The organism is Ruegeria halocynthiae (assembly GCF_000743705.1).
GTDB classification, from domain to species: Bacteria; Pseudomonadota; Alphaproteobacteria; order Rhodobacterales; family Rhodobacteraceae; genus Ruegeria; species Ruegeria halocynthiae_B.
The window spans coordinates 114963-137152 of the sequence record NZ_JQEZ01000001.1; the positions used below are offsets into that span (position 1 = coordinate 114963).

The following is a 22190-nucleotide window of genomic DNA, read 5'->3' on the forward strand; positions in this document are numbered from 1 at the left end:
ACATTTACTTGATGTTCTCGGCAATACTCTTTTGAACATCCATGGGTAACTGACCCATCGGGTCTTCGTTCAGCTTTGCCAAATCTATGTCTCGGAAATGATCTACAATCATAGTGTCACTGGGAAACCGAATGCGCGACATATCGTCAATAAATGCTTGTACTTTTTTGCTTCCCAACGCCGTGGCGCGGTGTGCCATTGATCGGGAAACGGCGCAGGCCAATACGTCATTTACGACCAAATGTACGGCTTCGGCAGCGATAACGCCTTCTGAAGCCAGCACTTTCAACTTTCGCCCCAGCATCTCAACCAAAAGCCAAAAGTCGCTCTCGTCCAGAGCAACGCTGCCATTGGTCAACAGGGACCACAGCCGCCCAACCGCTGATTCCGACATCTGCTCGTTCTCGACATATGCGTAAGCCAATACTTTATCGTGCAAGCTGATAGCCGCAATTTGCATGGCTGGCCTCCGGTAGGTCGACGAATTGAAATGGGCCTAGCAGACACTCGGAAATGGGCCACTAGGTAAAGCGAGAAACCTATATATTCGCAGGGCGCACTATCACACAATCGCAAAACGTTGTGCAACCCTCGTTTGAGCGCCAATCAGCCACCTGGGTGTCGATATATGTCTCTTGAAGAACCAGTGTTCCGTGGATGCCAAGGCTGCAGAGTTATTCGTCAGCGCCTGAACGGGGTCCTAGCGTCATGGCAAATCCCGTGTTGGACGAAACACAAAGCCCCCAAGTTGTTTTCCACGCAAGCGTGGTAAATAGTCCTTAACCATAATCAAGATACTACATTGACGATGGTGCAGAGCAGCCAAATGTGGCTGGACGACCGACTCAATGAATGCGAAAGACATATATTGGCTACGCTATGTCGAGGCCAGCGACTTATGGGGGAATCACTTTTGCTTAAATCTTCAATGGACTGGGGTCAGGTCAGGTCCGCTTTATCCGAAGTCTTCGCATCCAAGACAGAGTATGAGCACATCGTGCTGGCGGGAGATATTGAAGGTCTAAACTCAAACTTGGGGTCTGAATTCCTTAGCCAGTTTGAATTTTCAGCATTTCCGATGGACCAGGCTGTCGCAGGATTAGAGGACCTACTCACCGCATCAAGCCCCGCTTCGATATTTGTTGTTTTCATCGAGGAATTTGCCCAGAGCATACTTCCGGTTGTGGACTACTGCAGTCGAAAAGACATGAAATGGCTGGCGACGGGAGGTTATGATGTAGGCGGTTTCCTGTATGATGACCCAATGGTGATGCATAGCCTCAGAGAGTCTTTTCATGAGCAGGGTCAAAACGGGTACCTGAAGGTCGAAGACCCTGGAACGATCGGGGACTACGCCAACCTGTGTCAGGCGCTTTCCACAATTTCGCATCTGGACGGAGACGTGGTTGAATGCGGCTGTTTCAACGGCTCCAGCTCTGGCGTGATGCTTGACTACTACAACTTCAAGGACTTTCCCAAACGCACCTTCCACTTCTTCGATGTCTTTTCGGGTTTCGACTATGAAGAAGCGATGACATCGACTGATACGCTTTGGGCGGGAACGCACAAAAGCGACGGGTACGAGGTTGTAAAAGCGCGTCTCGAAGCCAAACACGGCAAAAATGTAGTAAACGTGAAAGTCAGCAACGTCATAACGGACGATTTCTTGGATGGGATAGACAAGATTGCACTCGCAAATCTTGATGTGGACATACTTGAGGCGGTTGAAGTTGGACTGATGAAATTGGCACCCAAGATCGTCCCGGGTGGCATATTGATCTGTGAAGATGCAGGGCACACTCCCATTTTGATCGGCGCCAGGTTGGCTTTGGAACGCTTTCTAAAAACAGACATTGCCAAGGGATTTGTTCCAATCTTCATGGAATCCGGCCAGGTCTTCCTTGTGAAGAGATAGCAGCGACGGCTCTGTCACGAAGTTTCCTAAAGCTTGCAAAAATGGCGGGTTGTTTGACCCGCCATGTCAACCGATGCAGTTCTCAAAGAAAATTTGGCCCTTCTGCCGTGAAGGATGTTGTCGTGAACTTTGGACCGAGGCTGCCAAAACCGCGTTCCCTGGTGCTTGATGTTTTCAAACCAATCGAGAGCAGGTTGCGCGGCGTCAGGGACCTGGCCAGTTGGCCACGTGATCTAAGAGAGAGTGTGTTTTGTCGCGCAATGTGGCTTTGGCCCATTAATTTCAAACAATGTCCCGAGGGGGCGTAGCTCGGCACAGCTTCGGCGGTGATATCCGCTCCACCGTCGCCAGAATGCCCGGTCACAGTATCGCGGTGTTTGCGCGCGTCGTAAGCGCCCTTAGGCATGACGCCTGTACTTTCGATCAGCAGGTTCGGCAAACCGCTGCCATACGATAGCATCCGCACAGATATGCAGAAGCTGCGAAAAGTCGGGCCCCTTATGCTTTCCGGGTCGGCTTTGCCGGGGCATACCCCTGACACCCGTTTATCGGGTGCGCATATTCTCCCCCCCGAGGCGGGTGATACAGGCGATGCACGACTGCACAGCGCGCTTACAAACCTCTCTGATCCATGCTATCAAAGATATCGGTGTAATTGTATTTCAGGCGAGTGCTTTGCGGCATACCGCATAGGTTAATAGTGTATTCCAATGGTCGAGAAAGCGCGTTCCGATAACGTAGGCGACAGCGTCAGGAACGTTTTATGGGCCTACCTTTCCTTTTTCAGCACCAAGGGCCTCAATCTTGTATCGATTGTCATTCTGGCCTGGTATCTCGAACCCGCAGAATTCGGAACCATGGCCATTTGCCTGGCCATTCTGGGATATTTCGAGATCCTCTCGCAATTCGGCATGGGGACTGCGCTTATTTCCACCCGTGAAAAGGTGGAAGAGACAGCCAGCGCAGTTCTTCTATGCGGGATGTTGTTTTCAAGCATTCTGGCCGGGTCAATCTGGTTGAGCGCACGGTCGATCGCCGACTGGTACGGTGATCCGCTTTTGGGCGACCTTCTGCCCGTCATCGCCATTGCGCTGATGGTGCAGGCGCTGACCAATGTGAACGCAAATTTTCTGGTTCGGGAATTGCGTCTCAAGGCCAAGCTGGTGCCGGACGTATTGCGGGGTCTGACCAAAGGGCTTGTTTCGATCCTGCTGGCGGTCCTGGGCTATGGTGTCTGGTCGCTTGTGCTGGGCTATCTCTGTGGCGCCATCGTCGGAGCCATCGCTTTGTGGATCATCAGACCCTGGTGGCCGACCCGCAGACCCGACCTGGCGACACTTAAATACATCGCACATTTCGGAGCGCATTTGATTGGCGCGGAAACCATCAATGCGACTCCGCGGCTTTTGGACAACCTGCTGGTCGGCAAGGTTCTGGGCGCCTCGGCGCTGGGGCTTTATTCGCTGGCTTACCGCATTCCCGAACTCGGGATCAAAAGCCTTATCAACGTAGCAGGCTTTGTCCTGCATCCGGTTATGTCGAAAATTCAATCCGACTCTGAAGCCCTCAAAAGCTATTACTATGGTGCCCTGAAATACTGTGCCCTTCTGATGTTCGGAACCGGCGCGGCCATTGCGGTGCTCGCAGAGCCGCTGGTGTATGTGCTCTACCCGCCTAAATGGTACGCAATGATTGTGCCGATGCAGCTTCTGGCCATTGCATTTGCGGTGGGCACAATAAACATTGTTCCCGGAAATCTTCTGAAGGCCCTCAGCAGAACTGACCTGATGTTCAAGATTTCCCTGATAAACCTGCCGTTTTTCCTGGTTTTGCTGTGGCTTGCTGTTCCGCATGGCATCGTCGCCGTGGCCTTCATTCAAGTTATTTTGGCGATCATTCAGTTTCTGTCGCACTACCTGTTTCTGAAAAGCAGGCTCGATATCTCGGCGCACAGAACATTCAGCGCCCTGATGCCCGGTGCGGTGTGTGCGGTAAGCGCCTCTGTGGTGGCGATGATCGCGCAAAGCCTTTTGAGTACCGACAGCAACCTCATACAGCTTGTTGTGGCTACTGCAGCTTTTGGTGCGGCATTTTTTGTGTCTGTGCGCATAACCGCGCCGGAAGTCTTTCAGCAGATTGCACAGCGCTGGATTCATAAAGCGGGCCGGGCCTGAAAACAGAACCCGGCCCGCTTAGTGTTAAATCACGTCCGTCTCCGGACGCCCGCCTTACGCAAGAAGGTCCGAATAGAACTCGATGCTGTCGACGCGAAGGGGTTCGTTGCCATCCGGCGTCCCTTCAAATGCGATCAGCTCGCCTTTTTCGATCCAGACGTCTTCGATCACGCGGCCTGTCAGGGTGTCCCGCGTCGCGAGTTTCTGGCTGGTTTCCTGATCCCAGGTCCAGCTGTCGACGGTTTCTCCGCCAACATTGACGCTGAGATCGCTCTCGCCATCTGATTCGTCATAATAATTGACGACGATATCGTAGTAGCCCGTTTCGCCCTCGAACGCTGTCGAGGCCTTTGCCGGGCCGTCTCCAACAGCGTTGAGATATGCATCGCCCGAAGCGATCGAGTTGCTTTTGACCTTCCAGCCGCTTTCGATATCGAAGGTTTCCGCTTCGACAAAGTAATGCTTCTGAGCGTCATTGCCCGGATTCGACGGGGTGTTTTGATCCGGATTCGAAGGGGGTGACACCACCGGAACTGTCAGAGAGGCATCATCATCGCCACCGTCGGCCGCTTGCTTTACGACGTCCAGATAGTCGATCCGGAGCGGTTCCTTTGCATCTGCGGTTCCCGAGAAGGTGATGACATCTCCGGCATTGATCTTCACGTTTTCGATGGTGATCTGGGTCGCGGTCGCTTTGTCCGCATAGTTCGAACCCAGATCCTGATCCCAGGTCCAGCTATGGACAACTTGGCCATTCACAAGGACCGACAGGTCTGATGCGCCGTCCGCCTCATCAAAATATCCGACATTCAGGTCATAGGTGCCGCTTTCGCCGTTGAACACGGTCGAGGCTTCACCGCTCTGGCCTTCTTTGACTCGAATCACCTGCCCCCCGGAAGCGGGAGCGAGCGTATTCGTGACAAATCCGTTGTTCAGAGTGAAGTCTTCGGCCTCGAAACGAAATCCGGATGCATCGCCAACGCTCGAATCGCTGTTGTCCGATGTGCCATTGTCCGTCGCAGGCAGGGTTTCAGGCGCTGGTGCCGGTGTGGGCGCAGGCGCAGGCTGCGAGTCTGCGGCGTACCCGCCCAGCAAACCGTTGATGTAGTCTTCGATATCATGCACGCCATTGCCGTCGGCATCGCCATGCGCGTCGAACGCATCCGGGTTCGAACCCAGCCGCTCTTCGAAGTAATCGGGGATGCCATCATTGTCGCGATCGCTTGGGGCTTTGGTGTTGGGCACATGCACATACCCACCTACATCGTCGGGGGAATCGATGATGCGGCCGGTTCCGTCGACGACCGACTTGACGATCCGCTGATCAACCGCGTTCAACTCGGGATAGCGGGCCCCGGCATTCGACAGGACATGATCCTTGACTTCGGACGTCGGCATGATCGTGACATTACTGGGATCGAATACATAGCCGTTGGAAATCTTCGAAACCGCATTACCGCCAACTTCCGCAAAGTTGTCAGCGACATAGTAGGCCGTGCCATCCTCAGGTGAATTCAGACGGATGGGTGCGCGATCCGCCGAGTCCGCACCCTTGATGTAAACATTGCCGATGACATGAGCGGTCGTTCCCGAGTAGCTTTCAAAGCCGTTGGGCCCGTGATTGTAAACCAGGTTGTTGATGAACTCGATGTTTTTGGCATCGTCTTTCACCTGGGCATTCCGATGTTCGTTATGCGCAAACAGGTTGCCGACCACTGTGACGTTCGAACTGCCGTCACCAATCAGCAGGCCCATCGAATGGTCGCCTTCGGGGTGGATCGAATCATCCAGCGCTTCGGCGAGGATATTGTTCGAAATGGTAACGTTCTTAGGGCCGTACCAGAGCGTGATCAGCTCGTCGACCGACCAGCTGAACGAGTTGCTGTCGATGACAACATTTTCAACGGTCTGTTTGCTGCTGCCGATCGAAATCCCGTCCCTCTCCGAGGGTTTGTCGCCTTCGCCGTCACCCGGACGGAACTGCAGGCCGCGGATAATGACGTTGTCTTCGACAACACGCAGTTTGGCACCCGATATTGTGACGCCTTCGGGCGAGGTTTGACCGGCTATGGTCACATCGCCATTTATCTCGATTGAATCATTGAGCTGGATTTGGCCGCTTACATCAAAGACCACGATCCGTGGTCCGTCGAGCTCCTCCAGAGCCCATCTGAGTGATCCGGGTCCCGAATCCGCCAGGGTCGTGACCTTGACGATTTCACCGCCTCGGCCGCCAGTCGTGTCAGAGCCAAAGCCCTGCGCACCTTCGAACGCCGCACCGGCGTTGGTCAGATCTCCGTCCATCTGAATTCCTTCTCGATCTCAATTGGGGGACACATCATTTGTGCCCGCCACATCGCTATTGGTTTCATTAGGGCGCTGAGTGGTGCCCCGTGGATTGCATGCATCCCAACATGCGCGGCGCTGCCTATACGCCGTGGCTCAGATTTAAAACCGGCAGTACGATAACTCCAAACGGCATATCGGCGAAATTTGTCTTGGAAGCGGCATTTTTGTGCGGGTTGCCGCCACATCTGGGCGGTTTATAGTGTTATGAGCAGATTTTTGCTGCGCAATAGTCCATTTCGGCTAAAGTAAGCCGAGGTCACAATGTGCAAATACGGCCCAATGCAGCTTTGACATTCCCCAGCTGCACAAATGTAAGATTTTTGTTTGGCGTGTTCTGATCGGTTACGAGTGTTCAACGGGTATTGGAATGAAGAAAATCAGGATTCTCGCTCTGACGAAGGCCACGGGCGGCATTGCTTTCTACAACAAGATGCTTCTTTCCACGTTGGATCACGAAAGATTCGAATCCCATACAATCTGTCTGTCGGAAGGCGCTGAAGCATACGCAGGTGAACTCGATGCTTTGGGACTAAGCGCCGAAGTGTTCTCGATGGCGCGTTACAAAGTCGACCCGTTGGGCGATCTGCGTGTTCTGCGTCATGTGATTAAAGTAGCCCGCGCGCGCGAGGTGGATGTTTTGATCTGCCACGGCAGCAAGACGGGCTTTATCGGTCGCGCGGCGGGCCGATACCTGAGGCGCCCGGCGATATACCGGCAAGCATCTATGCCCTTCCTGAAACGGGTCCAGGGGCGCAAGGCCCCGGCGTATTGGGCGCTTGAAGTTCTCGGGGGCCGGTTCGGCGGCAAGATGGTCGCCATCACAGACTATGCCCGTCAGGAAACCATCAGGAACCGGGTGCTGTCATCGGATGCCATCCAGGTGATCCGCACCGGTGTTGATACGGAACTGTTTCAGCCCGCAGGGCGGCGGGACGCTGTGGCCAAGAAACTGGGGCTGGACCCTGCGCGCCCTATCGTTGGCTGGTTTGGCCGGCTCGAGGCGCAGAAGGCTCCGCTCGACTATGTTGCGGCGCTGCGTCAGGTCGCCCCGGCACATCCGGAGGTTCAGTTTATCATGGCGGGCGAGGGCCGCCTGCGCAAAGAGATCGAACAAGCCCTGCGGGGGCTGGAAAATGTTCACCTCTTGCCCTGGCAGAGTGATCTCGAAAACACCTTTCAGGCGGTGGACATCTTTACCCTGAGTTCACATTGGGAGGGCTTGCCCCTGACCCTGCTGCAAGCGATGGCCAGCGGCTGTGTGCCGGTGTCGACTACCGTCGACGGATGCGCCGAAACCATCGAGACCGGGGTCAGTGGCCTGCTGGTCGCGCCCGGCGCCCCCGATGAGATGGCAGCGGCTCTTGATACTCTGCTGTCCTCTGCTGAGCGCAGGCAAACCATGGCTCTGGCAGCCCGGCAGCGGGTGCTGGATCTGTTCGACCGCCGCCGGATGGTCAGGGAATGGGAAGAGTTCCTGACCCGGCAAGTCGCTTTGACCGCGCCGATCCCTGCACAGACACCGACTGTGACCACGCAGGGTCCGGGCGTCGCGGACAAGCAGACGGGGCTGCGGATATGCATGGTGATCTCATCCTATCACCCGATCGTTGGCGGGGCCGAGAAACAGGTGGCACAGCTGGCGCGCCTGATGATCGCCAGGGGGCACGCGGTGCGCGTCATCACGCGCCGCTATCCCGGATTATCCGCATTCGAGCGGCTCGATGGCGTCGAAGTACAGCGCATTCGGGCCGACGGGCCCAAGATGCTGGCCGCGATCCGGTTCCTGTCCGGTGCCGCGCGCGCCATACGCCGCTATGCCCCCGATGTCGTTCACTGTCACTCGACCTTCAGCCCGATGCTGGCCGGAATCCTCAGCGGCGGTCTGTCGGGACGGCAGCTGTTTGCGAAACCCATGTGCGGCGGCGAGGTAACGTCGATCATGAATAAGACGGGGGGCGGTTTGCGGCGGTTTGCCATGCAACACAGGGTGACCCGCTTTGTCGCGGTGAGCAGCGAGATTGAAAAGGAACTGCAGCAATTCGGGTTCCCGGCCTCAAAAATCCTGAGCATCCCCAACGGCGTCGATACCGAACGGTTCCACCCCTTCGACAAAGCAGAGGAGAAAACCGCTCTCAGACAGGAACTCGGCCTCCCCGACGGATCGCTGTTTCTGTTCGCCGGACGGTTTGCGCGGCAAAAGCGGTTGCCACTGTTGCTGGAGGCCTGGCCCCAGGTTCGGGCGCACTGCCCGGAAGCAACCCTGCTGATCGCTGGCGCCAACAGAGACACCACGTCAGGCTTCAAGGCCGTTGGTGGCGAAGCCGAAGAGGTTCCGCCTCACTTGCTGGAACAGGACGGCGTCCGATTTCTGGGACATGTTGATGACATGCCGTCTTATCTGCGCGCCTGCGATGTTTTTGTGCTGCCCTCCGCACGCGAGGGCCTGTCCAATGCTTTGCTCGAAGCCTGCGCATCCGGGCTGGCCGTGGTGGCGTCAAATGTCGGCGGCACCGAGGACCTGATCGAAGATGGCCGCAATGGCCGATTGTTCACACCCGATAATCTGGACGAACTGGTCCGGGCTTTGACCGATCTGGGCCTGGATGCCGGGTTGCGTCAGACTCTCGGGGGTCATGCGGTTGAAACGATCCGCCAGCGGTTCGACATTCGGCAGACTGCAGAACGCCTGCTTCTGGCCTACGCCACATCGGGCGGCCCCCAATCCCCCACGCCGAATTCGACCTTGGGCAAAGTTGCCCGAACCGATGCCGGTCGAGAGTAACGCGAAAACGCCCATATGCGGCAGGCCGGGCAGCGTTCGGCTGGAAACGCCTTTGCCTCATCCAGTCCGTAGTTCGGGCGACAGCCGCAAAGTGGCCGGTTTGAGCGACGGCACGTCTGACCTCAGCCTCAGCTCCGCGATGCGCCCGGCTTCGACGGCAAGCAAAATGACGATCCACAGAAACGTCGGATAAGCGTCATGTAACAGCACCATTCCTGTCAAATAACCGGCAAGACCCGCGCCAAATGCCACAAACAACAAAGCGAACCGAACCTGCCCATGCGCCCGCGCATATTTATAGGCACTGATAAGACCCAGAGCCGCCAGAAACAAGATCGACAGGAAATAGAGCAAACCGACCAGGCCATTTTCAGCCAGAACTTCCAGATAGAGGCTGTGGGCCGAGCGCCCCTCGCCCCGGAAGATCAGACCTTTTTCCAAGGCGACGTCCTGATAGTGAATATTGAAGTTGCCGCTGCCGACCCCGCCCCAGGGGTGGGTGGTAAAAAGTTCCCAGGCCACCTTATAGCTGGCAAGCCGCCCTTCCGCGCTTTTGTCGATCTGGACGGAATCCACCAGCTTGCCAAGGGTTGCAAGCCTTTCGAATGCCTCAGCCCCCAGAAAGACCGAAGCCGCCGTCAGCAAAACAACAAACACGAGGATCGCGGCGATCTTCTGACGTCGGCTCAGTTGCAGAAACAGAACACCCAAAGCGACGGCGAGGGCCAAAATCCCCCCGCGGGATTCGGTGACCAGAATCCCGAACAGCAACAGCGCCACGGCCAGGCCCCAGAAAATGGATTTGTAGATTCTGTCCGCCTGAAGAAAATGAAACAGCGCCAGCGGAACATTGAAAACGAGAACAATTGCCATGAAATTGGCGTCATTGATCGGCCCTTCGAAACGACCGTGGAATTCATTGAAATGTGCAAAAATTTCCAGACCGGGCGGCAATGCAACCCCAAGCACCTGAACAAAGCCCATACCGCAAATTGCAGTGACCGTCAGTACCGACGACACAATGACGGTTTCAAAGCCGTTCCGATACCGCATGAAAGCCAGCACAACCAGCGCCACGATCACCACCTTGACCAGATCGACGCTGTTATCCAGCGTCACGCGCCAGTCGACAGCATAGGTAGTGCCAAACAGTGTAAGCGCGACAAATCCAGACAGCAGCCACAGGGAAAGCCAGCCGATATAGGGGCGATCCCCCCAAAAGAAATAGCGCGTGCCCAGCAAGGCCAAAAGACCGGGAACAGCAAGTTTTGCGGTGGATGGAGCGCCAAAAGCGTCAATAAGATTGGGCGAAAGGTTCGAAATGATCATAACGATCAGTATAGACAGACCTACCTGCGGGTAGTGCAGTGTTGCCAGACCGACGACCCCGAAAACCGCCAGCGCCATCAGCTCCACTATCGAAGAATCCCCAATGACGAGCGCGACCAGAACGGCGGCGAACCCGATCCATACCAGCTTCGTCGACTGTGGAGATCTTGTCGCCTCGGCCATCACGACCGGCCCTTCGTCAACCAATTGGATTCCATCACACGATCCACACCGAAACAACCGAATTCGACCGCGACGAGGGTAGTGACAAAACACTGTTAGTCAATCGTTACCCCGACCGCTTCGATCATGATGGACGAACTGAAAGGTCAAGGAAACATAGTTTATTGATATATTCATGGCGGGTGTTAAGTTAACATCGTGGCTTTGGAAGTGATTTCAGGAGTACGGTTTTGTATGACCAACTTGGGATTCCCAGGAAATTTGTAAGAATTGCTGCGATCGTCTTTTTTTGTGTTTTTCCAGTACTTGCATTTTACGTATTGATCAGACCGCCGGTTTTTGAGGCAAGGTCGCTTATTTTGTTCGCTCTGGGGCAGGAATACATCTACGTCCCGGACACGGTCGGCGGCGAGGCCCCGAACCCCGGTGATTTTCAGGGCGTCGTAAACGCCGAGATGCTTTTGCTCGACAATCCCGAGCTTAGCCTCGCTGCGCTGGAGGCCGTCGGAGTGGACCGGGCTTTCCCCGGGCTGCCACCTGACGAAGAAGCCCTGAGCCAGGCCGTCCTGTGGATGCAGGAATCGACAACGGTTGAACTCATCACCGGGTCATACGTGGTCAAGATCGCGGTCCAGCATGTGGACCCGGAAATTGCGGCCGAATTAACCAATTCCCTCACCGCAGCCTTTCTGGACCGGCGGCGTGAACTTTATACCGCCCGCGAGACCTCGCGGCTGCAGACCCGCCTGGATGCCGCCACCAGTCAGGCGACCGATACCAACAATCAAGTGCATGAACTGCTTGGTGGGCTGGACCCGCAATTCATCACCTTCGATCTGGACAGGTCATCCGTAGATCAGGCCAACCTCGAAGGTCTTCTTAGACAGTCGCGCACAACCCTGGCCGCCCTCAAGGTGCGTCGGGATCTTTATGCCATGCGTCTGGGGATGGAAGAACAGGTACTGCGCACCGAAACCGAGATCGAAGAAGAGCAGGCAAGGATCGATTATATCGAACGCGCCATGCTCGAGAACCAGGAAAAGGTGCAATACCTCTCGGCGCTCATTCCCGTTCTGCGGCCCCTGATTGCCCTTCAGCAGCAGCAAGCCCAACAGATTGCGGATCTGCAAATGCGACTGCGCGACAACCTGGCCTTGAGTGGCGCGAACATTGAAGGAAACGTGCGCGTGATCGAACGCGCGGTTCCCCCGCTGCGGTCCAGTTCCGCATCCCGGAAGGTGCTGCTTGCGCTCGTCGGTGTCGTATCCATACTTGCGGGCATTGCCGTTGCCGGGTTCAGCATGCTTTTGGCTGGCGGACGGCAAGAGTCCTTCGATCTCAACGAGGCGGGAAAACAAGGCAAAGGTGGTGCCAAGCCATCAAGCTACCAACCCATATTCAGACAGCTGCGTGCTCAGAATGCGAAACGCGAACCCAAGGTGCGCGCGCCAACGCGATGACACGCCATCCCCTCTCTTGCCCTGATTTGCCAGATCGGAGATCGCGCGGGCCTGACGCGAACGGATCGCAGGAGAATAATAGTGCGGAACAGCCTTGAACCGTCGCCACTGAAGCTGGCTTATGTCGTGGACACCCTTGTCACCGGCGGGGCCGAACGTCTGGTCGTGACTTTTGCGAAAGCGACGAAAAACCGCCCCGACATTGATCTGACCGTGTTTGTTCTCAGCGGTGGCGGCACCCCGTTCAGCGATGAGCTCGAGCAAATGGGGATCGACGTGGTCTATCTTCCCGGAAAGAGCCTGATTGATCCCGGCCGCTTTATGAAACTGGTGTCCGAGCTTCGAAAAGGATCATTTGACTATGTGCACGCGCACCTGATTTCCGCAACCGTGCTGGGGGGATGGGCCGCTGCAATTCTGCGCCTGCCCTTCGCCACGACGATTCATAACGTCAAGGCCAGCACAGCTCGGGTCAGCAAGCTGCGCGGGATCCTGTACCGCAGTGTCCTGAAGATGCCCGGAACGGTCAGAATTGCTGTCGGCCAGGCCGTCGCAGAGGCGGCGCGAACCGACACCGGCGGGCGGGATTGTATCGTTGTTCCCAATGCGGTTTCGCCCGAAGCTGTGGCACCACAGGGCGCGCGGGCGACAATGCGCGCGCAGTTGGGTGTGGAGGATCGCAAGGTCCTGATCGCGGTAGGGGCGATCATCGGGCAAAAAGCATATGAAAATCTTTTGGCGGCCTATTCACAGATTTCCATGCAGATGTCCGACACTATCCTGCTGATCGTTGGAAACGCACCGGATGCGGACCGTTATGAAAACCTGCAAAAACAGGCCGAAAATCTTGGCATAACCGAACAGGTTCGATTTCTGGGCCTTAGGCAGGATGTACCGGATTTGTTGTCTGCTGCTGACCTGTTTGTCAGCGCCTCGCATTGGGAAGGATTACCGGTGTCGGTGCTGGAGGCCATGGCGAACGGGGTGCCCTGCGTCGTGACCGATGTCGGCGACAATGCCCTTATTCTGGACGGCACGGGTGCCCCGGTCGTGCCCCCTGGACAACCCGACACGCTGGCCAAATCGGTTCTTGCTCTCTTGCAGGACGATCCGGCCCGGGAAAAAATTGGGCAAACCGCGCGGGTGCGGGTGGTCGAACACTATGGTGTCGATGCCTGGGTCGACAAGTTGGCTGACATATATGCGGATTCCGGACGCCGGTCTGATCGCCTTAGCTTGCGCAGGCGACGCACGGCATCCCATCTTGCCGCAGGCTCCGGTGATGGCGCCTCATAAGCACGCCAGCAGGATAAGTTGGCGTGGTCGGCTCAGTTCGTGACGCCCTTGAACTTCACGACCAGGACATCGCCCGGTCGCAATTCGCTGGTCAGGGTCACGCGTTCGGCCTGTGAACCACCGGCGGCGCGGAACACCTCGAACACGGTTTCAGCCTGTTCCTCGACAGACATTGCCAGCGACGGGGCCGCAATCCTCAAATAATCCATACTGGCATTAAGCTGCGAGCGAAGCAGTTCGATGTTCTCGTCGGCGGTAACCTTGGCGGCCAGCAAGTCACGGTGATACCGGGTCCGCGCCACATCGATTTCATTTTTGGCATTCGCCGCCGTCTGAGCCGCGGCCGCCGCAAATGCCGTTGTCTCAAGATCATCTGACCGGAATTGATCCGCTTCTACTTTCAGGTCTGTCAGCCTTTCCCGCCGGGACAGCCCCTGCGCCACCAGTTGGTTGACATCCTCAAGCTGTTCTTCCGTCGCCGCAAGTTGACGCCCGATTAGGGCACGGCGTTGTGCATACAAATCCGCCTCTGCAGTTGCGAGCGCCTCTCGGCGGCTGAAACCCTCAATCGACTCGTCCAAAATGGAACGGCCCATACGAACAAGTGAGACCTGATCCGGGCTTGCGCCCTCTACCGTCAGCTCCTCGCCGTACGGCTGGCCAGATTCCACTATGTCCAATTCGGCCTGGATGGCTTTGCGATTATCCTCTGCAAAACTCAGGCGTATGCGGGCCTGCATCACGCGCTGCTGCGCATTCACAACATCGCGCTCATTCATGCCTCCGGCTGTCACACGCTCATATCCACCGGCCTGCGCGACCGCTTTGATGACAGTCATACCTGGCGCATATGCATAAGAGCCGGGGGTCTGAACAACGCCCAGCACGGACACCGGGCGGTACTCGGCAATATCCACGATGACTGAAACCGATCCCGCAAAGGATTCCGCCGCCCGCTTTACGATCCTGTCTTCGACCTGGGACAGGGTCAGCCCCCCGGCGTCAATCGCCCCCAGCATGTGAAGCCGAAAGGTCCCATCATCCCTGACCTGGGCGATCCTTGAAAACTCGGTACGTCCGAGAATTGAAATATCCAGTTTGTCGCCGGGGGCCACCAGGTAGCTATCTGCAGTAGCCGGGTGGATCAGACCAAGATACAGGGCCGCAGCCCAAACCAGTATTCTAACACCTTTAAACATAGACCTGTCTCCGTCAGCTGGGTTCACTTTGAACCGCATCCGTCACCAATTAATTCCGATCCCGCCGTCGGCGCATTATAGATGGACCAAAGCCGATCCATCATCGCCGCACCGGAAAACCGGCTCTCCACTGTGCCGCGCCCGACCTCTCCCAAAAGCCTGCGGGCGTCCGCATCCGCAATCATATGCTCCAGAGCGCCAGCCAGGGCCGATGGGTCCGACGGCGCAACCAGCATGCCATTTACCCCGTCATTAATCAAATCCGGTATGCCGCCGACCGCGGTTGACACGACCGGTACTTCTGATGCCATGGCCTCAAGCAACGCCATCGGCAGACCCTCCCACTTTGAGGCAAGGACAAAGATGTCGATTGCCGCAAGCAGCGCCGGCATGTCGCGCAGGTTGCCGGTAAAGGTCAATTGATCATCCCCCAGCCCCAGACTGCGCGCTCGCTCCTGGACAACGCCCGAAAGCTCTCCGTCTCCGACGATCAGCACATGCAAGTTCAGATTACGGTCGCGCAGCAGGGAAATGGCTTGCAGGAAATTCTCGTGATCTTTCTGTGCCGTCACACGCCCGATTTTCGCAAGCACAACGGCGTTTTCAGGCACACCAAATTGCGTCAGATCCATCGGTTGCGCCTGTCCGGCGGCGAACCGGTCCAGATCGACACCGTTTTGCACCACCTCAATCTGATCGCGGTCGTAGCCGCCATAGTGTGCCACATGATCCGCAACATTTTCCGTGACCGCCAGACAGGCGTCGGCACCAGACGTGAGCGTCCTGTAGATACCGGACAATACCCTTTTTTTGCGCCAGGGGTCGGTGTTGTGCAAAGTGATGACCCGACGACGGCTCAGAAGCCGAGCAGCCAGTTGCCCGACCAGATCGCTCTTGATCAGGTGGGTGTGCACAATATGTGGGTCCCAGTCGCGCGTCAGGCGAAGGGCACGCAACAACGCCCGGGGATCGCGCAGACCGTGTTGGCTGAGCCGCACCGCTTCGACACCGCGCCGGGCGACCTCCGCCTCCAGCGGCCCTGGCGTGAAATAGGCAACTTTTACCTGATCTCCTCGCTTTTGCGCTGCATCCAGCAAATCGAGAAGAAGCGTTTCAGCCCCACCGATGCGCAGGCTGTCGATGATATAAAGCAACCGGATACTCACCAATTCAACTCCTCGGCGGCCCAATCGCCCCCGCCCGCCGGTGTCTGCGCCATCAAACGTCGCGCCACGGCCTCCCATGTAAAATTTTCACCCCGCTCCAACCCGGCAAGCCCCATTTTGCGGCAGGTCTCTGCATTGGCCAGAACCTGATAGAGGGCCTCGGCCAGTCCTGCGCTGTCCCTGGGCGGCACCAGCCGCCCGGTTTCGCCATCTTTGACGATCGCACCGATATCCCCCGCCGTGGTTGAGACCACAGGCAATCCGAATTGCATTGCTTCCAGAAACACAATGCCAAAAGGTTCCACCCGCGACGGCATGCAAAAGCAGGTAGCGCGGCGGAAGTAATCTTCGATCTCTGAAAGCGGTCGGCGTCCGATCACCTTGCACCCATCGACGTCAATTTCAGGAGAACAACCGACAATGGAGAGCGTTACATCAGGCAGGCGTTGGCGTAGTTTCACAAATGCTTCGATTAGCTCGGGACCACCCTTGCGCTCCCATTCAACTCCGACAAACAGGATATTCCGATGCGCGTAACGGTCCAGTGAGGTATTGAGCGGCCGGGCGGGCCTGACCGACGCCCCTGCTCCAATCGCCGAGACCTTACCAGGGTCAATCCCGTAATCCTCAACCAGGAAGTTCCGAATTTTAGGGCCAAACGTGAAGACGTGCGCAGCCTTTTCATAGATCTGACGCTCGCAATCCAGCCAGGGATTTGACGGATAGCCTGTGCCTTCCTGATCTTCATCGGCAAGACGCGCACGCGCCGCATGATCGGTATAGACAAAATTCGGGCAATTCGGCAGGGCCGCCGAAAACATCGATTGCGTCTGCACGGTGAAATCAAACCCCCGATTTCCGAAGCGCTGTTGCAAAAGCTTCTCGGCGGCTCTGAAATAAGCCCTGTTTCGAAACAACCGATAGCGTAGTACAGCGCGCGACCGGAAACTTCCCAGCCCGTACTCCCGTGGAACGTTCACCAAGCTACTAAGCAGGCCCGCATAATTGGATCGCATTGCCTCGCCAACGTTGAAAGCTTCGAACGTCACCTCGGGAAACTCCACCCCCAGTGCGTTCAACAGCTGTGCATTGACATGCGAAAAGCTTCCGTATGTGGCGAAAAGCGCCCGGGGGCCAGAACTCCGGCGCGCGCCGTCGTCAAGGGCGTTCAATGTATCTCGCATGTGCCATATCCGTTACGCAATCTGGTCATCCACAAATGTGAAATCAAAGTAATCGGTGCGCAGCGGTTCGCCGCCGTCCGAGGTTCCGACGATCTCGATCACATCGCCCGCGTTCAGTTCCACGCCGGTGATGTCACGCTCGGCAAACGAGCTTGCATTGGCAAACGCGTCGCCCGCATCGACGTTCCAGATGAAATTGTCGACCTCGACCCCGTTCACCAGAACGCTCAGCTGCGATTGGCCGTCGGATTCGTCGAAATACCCAAGCGTCAGATTGTAGACACCCGCCGCCTCGGTGAAGGTATAGGACGCCCGCTGTTCGCCGCTGCTGCCAGCCTGCAACAGCTGATCCCCCGACGCGCCGCCATTGTTCTGCACGACAAAACCACTGACGATATCAAACGTCTCGGCCTCGACCCGGAACGGATCGGACGGCGGTGGTGGCGGTGTTGACAGGTCGACCGTGAAGGTGGCCAGCGCCGGATCGGCGGCCACCGCGTTGCCGCTGGTATCCAGCACCTCATCCGCCTTCAACGCCACCGTATAGTCGCCCTCGTCCGCCAGATCCCAGGTCCCGCCCGGTGTCGCAACCGTATAGGTCGCCGTCCGTGGCGTGCCGTCGCCGCCATCATTCACGCTCACACCCGTCACCGAAAGCGGACCGCCCGGCCCGGTCACGATAATGTCGCCCGCGTCGATGCTGGAGACGTCGATCGAGACATTGTCGGCAAAAGTCGCAACAATCTGCGTGCTGGCCGCGCCCACATCCCCCTGCCCGATATCCGGCGCCGAGAAGGCTTGCACAAACGGATCGGTCGTATCCGGACCGGCCGCGCCGACAAATGTGAAATCAAAGTAATCGGTGCGCAGCGGTTCGCCGCCGTCCGAGGTTCCGACGATCTCGATCACATCGCCCGCGTTCAGTTCCACGCCGGTGATGTCACGCTCGGCAAACGAGCTTGCATTGGCAAACGCGTCGCCCGCATCGACGTTCCAGATGAAATTGTCGACCTCGACCCCGTTCACCAGAACGCTCAGCTGCGATTGGCCGTCGGATTCGTCGAAATACCCAAGCGTCAGATTGTAGACACCCGCCGCCTCGGTGAAGGTATAGGACGCCCGCTGTTCGCCGCTGCTGCCAGCCTGCAACAGCTGATCCCCCGACGCGCCGCCATTGTTCTGCACGACAAAACCACTGACGATATCAAACGTCTCGGCCTCGACCCGGAACGGATCGGACGGCGGTGGCGGGGGTGGTGTCGGATCGAAAGTCAGGAATATAGGCTGCGTTGTTGGCCCAAGCGGGGCATTTGCATCATTCGGATCGACAATGGACGCCACGAACGCAAGCGGGACCTCGTCCTCTCCAACGAAATCGTAATCGGCAACGCCCGAAAAATCGAACAAGGCCGAAATGTCCTGATCCGAGCCGTCCAGAACGATGTCGAATGTCTGGAACTCAACGATATTGTTGGCCGGGAAATCCGTCGTCGCCAAAGCCGCCAGCTGCGCGTCGAGTTGCGGAGCATAGGCCTGATCATCGGCGTCGCCATTATAGAATTCGTTCGTTTCGGGCTGAACGACCCCCTTCGCCAGGGTGACGCGTGCGACAGAACCGGCCGGTCCGTTCAGGATCACTGCGGGGCCGCTGCTGTTGTACGTCCCTGTTCCCCCGTCGCCCAGACCATTGACAGTCAGGGTCGGCTCTAACCCCGGTTCGGCTTGCGAAGACACGGTATTCGCGCCGGCATCATTTCCCGCGCTGATCAATTCGCCGGTGCTGGTAGACCCATCTGCATAGGTGACGGTTACCGTTGTGCCGATAATTTCGGCCCCCGAGATACCCCCCGTATCCCAACCGAGACTGGCACCGGCATCAAGCAGCGAATTGCCTGCGCCAGCGACCGAATTCGGGTTCACGTCGACCGAGAAAGTGACGGTCTCTCCGGGTTCGAAACCACCATTCAATGCGGGGTCGAAGGTCACAATAAGCCCTTCATATCCCGAGGTTCCGCCAATGCCGACATAGTTGGAGCCATCAGGTGTCGTATCGACACCGGTTCCGCCAGCCGAGTCGATGGTCAGGCCCTTGGAAACGGTGTCACCTGCCAGACCAAACGGGTCGAAGACCGCATCCGGCAAAATGGCGTTGGTCATATCGAATTCGACCTGGGTAATAATCTTTTCACCGGTATTGGTGATCACGAAAGAGCCAGTGTCAAAGGTCGATTTGTTTATGTCGTCAGAGGTTTCAGTGACTCCTATGCGCGCTGCGCCAACAGGAACGTCGACGTTTTGGACATCGATCCAATCCCAGGATGCCGCAAAGGAATCGTCTCCGTCGGGTGCCGAGGCCATCATGCCGACAAAGGCACCGGTTGTGGTGCCCAGATTGTCATACTGGCCTTTGACCGCATCAACCACATCGGGCGGAAGTGCCAGAGGGGACGTCGCCACCCAGTCCGTATATGTGCCATCATCGACATAGCGCGCACGCGCTGTCGCGCTTTCACTGCCCGCGGCCAGGTCCAGATCAATCGCCACCTGAAAATTCGGGTCCCCTACCCCGGCAATCACCGGGGCCTCGATGCCGGGGATTTCGACAAAAGTGGTCAGGGCGCTGTCATCAGTCTCGACGATCAGTTGGACGCCGTATTTGATCGTCCCGTTATCATCGACAACGGCTATGGTTGCCTCGGCATAGTTGGACTGATCGCCCGGGCCAACAACCAAACCGATCTTTTCTCCGCCGTCCCAGACCCTGGCTGGCGGGTCGGTATTAAGCGAATAGGTAAAGATATTCACCATCTCTGTGCTGATGGTCAGTTGCAATGCATCCGGGGCACCAAAACCGATCCCCAGGACATCTTGTTGCGTGTTCACAGCGCCTTCGGCGGTTCCGTCATGCGCAACATCCAGGCTTACGAAACTGGAGGCGCCGCCCAGATTGAACACACCACCGTTGTACAGACCCTGGGTTTCGTCCCCGCCGTTGTCGGTGGCCGCCAGAACGCCGTCGCGGAACACGGCATTGACGCCAATGTCACCCGCGATGCTGTTGCCCGGCGGAACCGCACCGATGGGCGTCGAGGATGGATTGCTGAGTTCAAAGCCCCAGCGCGCCGTCTCACCTTGCGCAATCGTTACGCCAAGGCCATCCAGCGGGTCGCCGACATGGGTGTCCACAATGTCGTTCAACCCGTCCTCGTCCAGATCGTCGCCGGGATCGACCGGCATCCCGCCCGGAATCAGGAAGCTGACCGTGTCGGCCCCATAGGTCGCCACCGCGATCAGGCCCGAGAAATCATCGATCCCATCGCCGTTATTGTCGATCAATGTCGGTGAAAGCCCCTGATCCGGCAGGGCCACAAGGGCAAGCGGGTTCGACCCGTTCAGTGATTCAGTATGGACGATCATGGCACTGTCGGTCCGGCCGTCGCCATCGGTGTCAATGAGCCGCGTGAAATAAAGCGTTTCGTCGAAGCTGGCCGCAACGATAGTGCCCTGGAGCTGCCCTCCGAAGTAGCTCGCCGTGAATTCGGTCAGCCCGTTGGTCGATTCCGGCGTGACCACCAGCGATCCGTCCTCGGTTGGGTTCAGAAGTTGCGATTCCGGCGAATACGGCGTTCCATCCATGACACTGGTGCCGTCAAAAAAGTCCAGCGGGTTGTCGATGGAACTGCCGGGGTGGCTCCAATCATAGCCGGACAGCACGTCAAACAGATCCGCGGGCAGACCAGAGTCCGATGTGACATCCACCCAGCTTCCTGATCCGTCCTGTTCATAGATGATCAGAAGTTGTTCCAGATAGTCGCGGGCGTCAGCCTCGTTATCAAAAATCTGGATACCGTTGACGATGATCGGGTCCGAAGATGTGGCACCCGCATAGGTACCATCGGAATTGAACGCCGCCTGCAATGCGATCTGTGCCGCCCTCAGCGGGCTGGCGTGGCCGCCATAGGTGCCATAGGGGTCAGTCACATTCCCCAGATAATGCAGCTGATCGCCAAAGCCACTGCTGCCGGCTTCGTTGAACTCGTTGGTTGCATATTCCGTGGTCCAGTCATCGACGATGGCGCCATCAGAGAACGACAGCGGCTGCCCGCCCCAACCCCCGTTCGGCCCGTTGTCCCAGGTGAACACCTCGCCGTTGTTCATCACGATGACGTCGTAGGGATTGCGATATCCGGGTGCGAAAAGCTCGATGGGATTGTCCACCAGCTTTAGCTGCCCCTGTTCGCTGACCAGAACATAATCGGTGATCTTGGCCTGATTCAAACCGTTGTTACCACCGGCCCAATCGGGTTGCAGAACGCCTCCTACCTCACCGTTGTCATCAAGCGTAAAATTGGGGTCCAGATTGAGGTCCTGAATGGACAAAGTCGTCAGGTCGATGTTGGAGCGCGTCGGATCGTCCAAAGTTGGAAGATCCAGAATGAACTGATTGCCATTGGCATCGGTTCTGATGTCATAGGATTCCAGCTCGGTCAGATTGATTTTGATGATTGAACCCGACCAGGCGAAATCGGTGGTGCCGGCGAAATTGTTGCCCGGCGCGCCCTTGTTGGTGATCCCACCCACTGCGACATACATGACGACATCGCCCGTGGCCGGGTCGATGGCCAGATCGAGACCGTTATTTGCGTGGTTTTCCTCGGAACGTGGCAGGCCGCGCAGCACGGCGACATTCGACAACACAGCCCCGGTGTCCGGGTCCAGCGTAATCCGGTGGACCTGACCAGAGTTCGTGTCCAAACCGCTATCTTCACCCACAGCGATCCGCCAGTCCGACGAAGAAACATACAGCACGTCATTGCCGTCGTCATCCTTGGTCACGACCATGCCGGTGACCTGGCGTTTCTCGTTCCCGTTCAGATCGCCGTCATCGTCAAAATTCTGTGTATCCTCGGGAATGACATCAATCTGAAGCGTACTGGTGGCGACAAATTCGTCCATCGTGTCCGCATCCGGACCGTCAGGCTGTCTTTCGACCTCATATCGGTAAATGTCGCCGTTTTGCTGCGCGACGAACAGGATCGGATTGCCAGTCTTGCTGAAATCAATGGCCGTAGGATTATTCGAAACGCTTCCCGTCAGCCCTACTACGCCGAACGATACCGGTTCCATGGTCCTTTTGCCCCCATATTAACATA

At 57.1% G+C, this 22190-nt stretch carries 12 protein-coding genes and 1 pseudogene; 5 read left to right on the forward strand and 8 right to left on the reverse strand.

Annotated features, from left to right (window positions below; genetic code table 11):
• Positions 1–4: 4 nt before the first annotated feature.
• The gene (locus JT51_RS00505) at positions 5–460 is read right to left on the reverse strand and encodes a hypothetical protein (protein WP_037306733.1); all 456 of its coding nucleotides are present in this window, start codon (positions 458–460) and stop codon (positions 5–7) included.
• Positions 461–826: 366 nt separating this feature from the next.
• On the opposite strand from JT51_RS00505, the gene JT51_RS00510 reads away from it, so the two are divergent.
• Positions 827–1915 (forward strand): TylF/MycF/NovP-related O-methyltransferase, encoded by a 1089-nt coding sequence (locus tag JT51_RS00510; protein ID WP_160175153.1) that lies wholly within the window; start codon positions 827–829, stop codon positions 1913–1915.
• 253 nt (positions 1916–2168) lie between these two features.
• Here the strand turns inward: JT51_RS00510 and JT51_RS22160 are convergent.
• Positions 2169–2286 (reverse strand): annotated as a pseudogene (locus JT51_RS22160) (IS5/IS1182 family transposase); the annotation flags it as partial.
• 339 nt (positions 2287–2625) lie between these two features.
• On the opposite strand from JT51_RS22160, the gene JT51_RS00515 reads away from it, so the two are divergent.
• Positions 2626–4089 (forward strand): lipopolysaccharide biosynthesis protein, encoded by a 1464-nt coding sequence (locus JT51_RS00515; protein WP_037306738.1) that lies wholly within the window; start codon positions 2626–2628, stop codon positions 4087–4089.
• Positions 4090–4143: 54 nt separating this feature from the next.
• Here JT51_RS00515 and JT51_RS00520 read toward each other — a convergent pair whose 3' ends face one another.
• Positions 4144–6393 (reverse strand): right-handed parallel beta-helix repeat-containing protein, encoded by a 2250-nt coding sequence (locus JT51_RS00520; protein ID WP_037306741.1) that lies wholly within the window; start codon positions 6391–6393, stop codon positions 4144–4146.
• 412 nt (positions 6394–6805) lie between these two features.
• Between JT51_RS00520 and JT51_RS00525 the strand changes: the two genes are divergently transcribed.
• The gene (locus tag JT51_RS00525; protein ID WP_037306743.1) at positions 6806–9220 is read left to right on the forward strand and encodes a glycosyltransferase; all 2415 of its coding nucleotides are present in this window, start codon (positions 6806–6808) and stop codon (positions 9218–9220) included.
• Positions 9221–9277: 57 nt separating this feature from the next.
• On the opposite strand, the gene JT51_RS00530 is transcribed toward JT51_RS00525, so the two are convergent.
• Positions 9278–10756 carry an O-antigen ligase family protein gene (locus JT51_RS00530; RefSeq protein ID WP_037306745.1) on the reverse strand — a complete coding sequence of 493 codons (1479 nt, stop codon included), beginning with the start codon at positions 10754–10756 and terminating at the stop codon, positions 9278–9280.
• Positions 10757–11091: 335 nt separating this feature from the next.
• On the opposite strand from JT51_RS00530, the gene JT51_RS00535 reads away from it, so the two are divergent.
• Both JT51_RS00535 and JT51_RS00540 read left to right on the forward strand, forming a co-directional pair.
• Positions 11092–12192 (forward strand): hypothetical protein, encoded by a 1101-nt coding sequence (locus JT51_RS00535; protein ID WP_152563277.1) that lies wholly within the window; start codon positions 11092–11094, stop codon positions 12190–12192.
• Between the two features lie 81 nt (positions 12193–12273).
• A complete protein-coding gene (locus JT51_RS00540) occupies positions 12274–13488 on the forward strand; it encodes a glycosyltransferase (RefSeq protein ID WP_037306749.1) in 1215 nt (404 codons plus the stop codon).
• A gap of 32 nt (positions 13489–13520) precedes the next feature.
• Here the strand turns inward: JT51_RS00540 and JT51_RS00545 are convergent, their stop codons facing one another.
• The 4 genes from JT51_RS00545 to JT51_RS00560 are packed head-to-tail and all read right to left on the reverse strand — an operon-like array spanning position 13521 to position 22164.
• Positions 13521–14687: a polysaccharide biosynthesis/export family protein gene (locus JT51_RS00545; RefSeq protein ID WP_037306751.1), complete on the reverse strand. Its 1167-nt coding sequence runs from the start codon at positions 14685–14687 to the stop codon at positions 13521–13523.
• Positions 14688–14710: 23 nt separating this feature from the next.
• Entirely contained in the window at positions 14711–15853 is a 1143-nt protein-coding gene (locus tag JT51_RS00550) for a glycosyltransferase (protein WP_037306753.1), read from the reverse strand.
• The gene (locus JT51_RS21120) at positions 15850–17037 is read right to left on the reverse strand and encodes a glycosyltransferase family 4 protein (RefSeq protein WP_051927375.1); all 1188 of its coding nucleotides are present in this window, start codon (positions 17035–17037) and stop codon (positions 15850–15852) included. The genes JT51_RS00550 and JT51_RS21120 overlap by 4 nt, the downstream gene beginning before the upstream one ends.
• Positions 17038–17049: 12 nt before the next feature.
• Complete coding sequence (locus JT51_RS00560) at positions 17050–22164, reverse strand: Ig-like domain-containing protein (protein ID WP_037306756.1); 5115 nt, start codon at positions 22162–22164, stop codon at positions 17050–17052.
• Positions 22165–22190 lie beyond the last annotated feature (26 nt).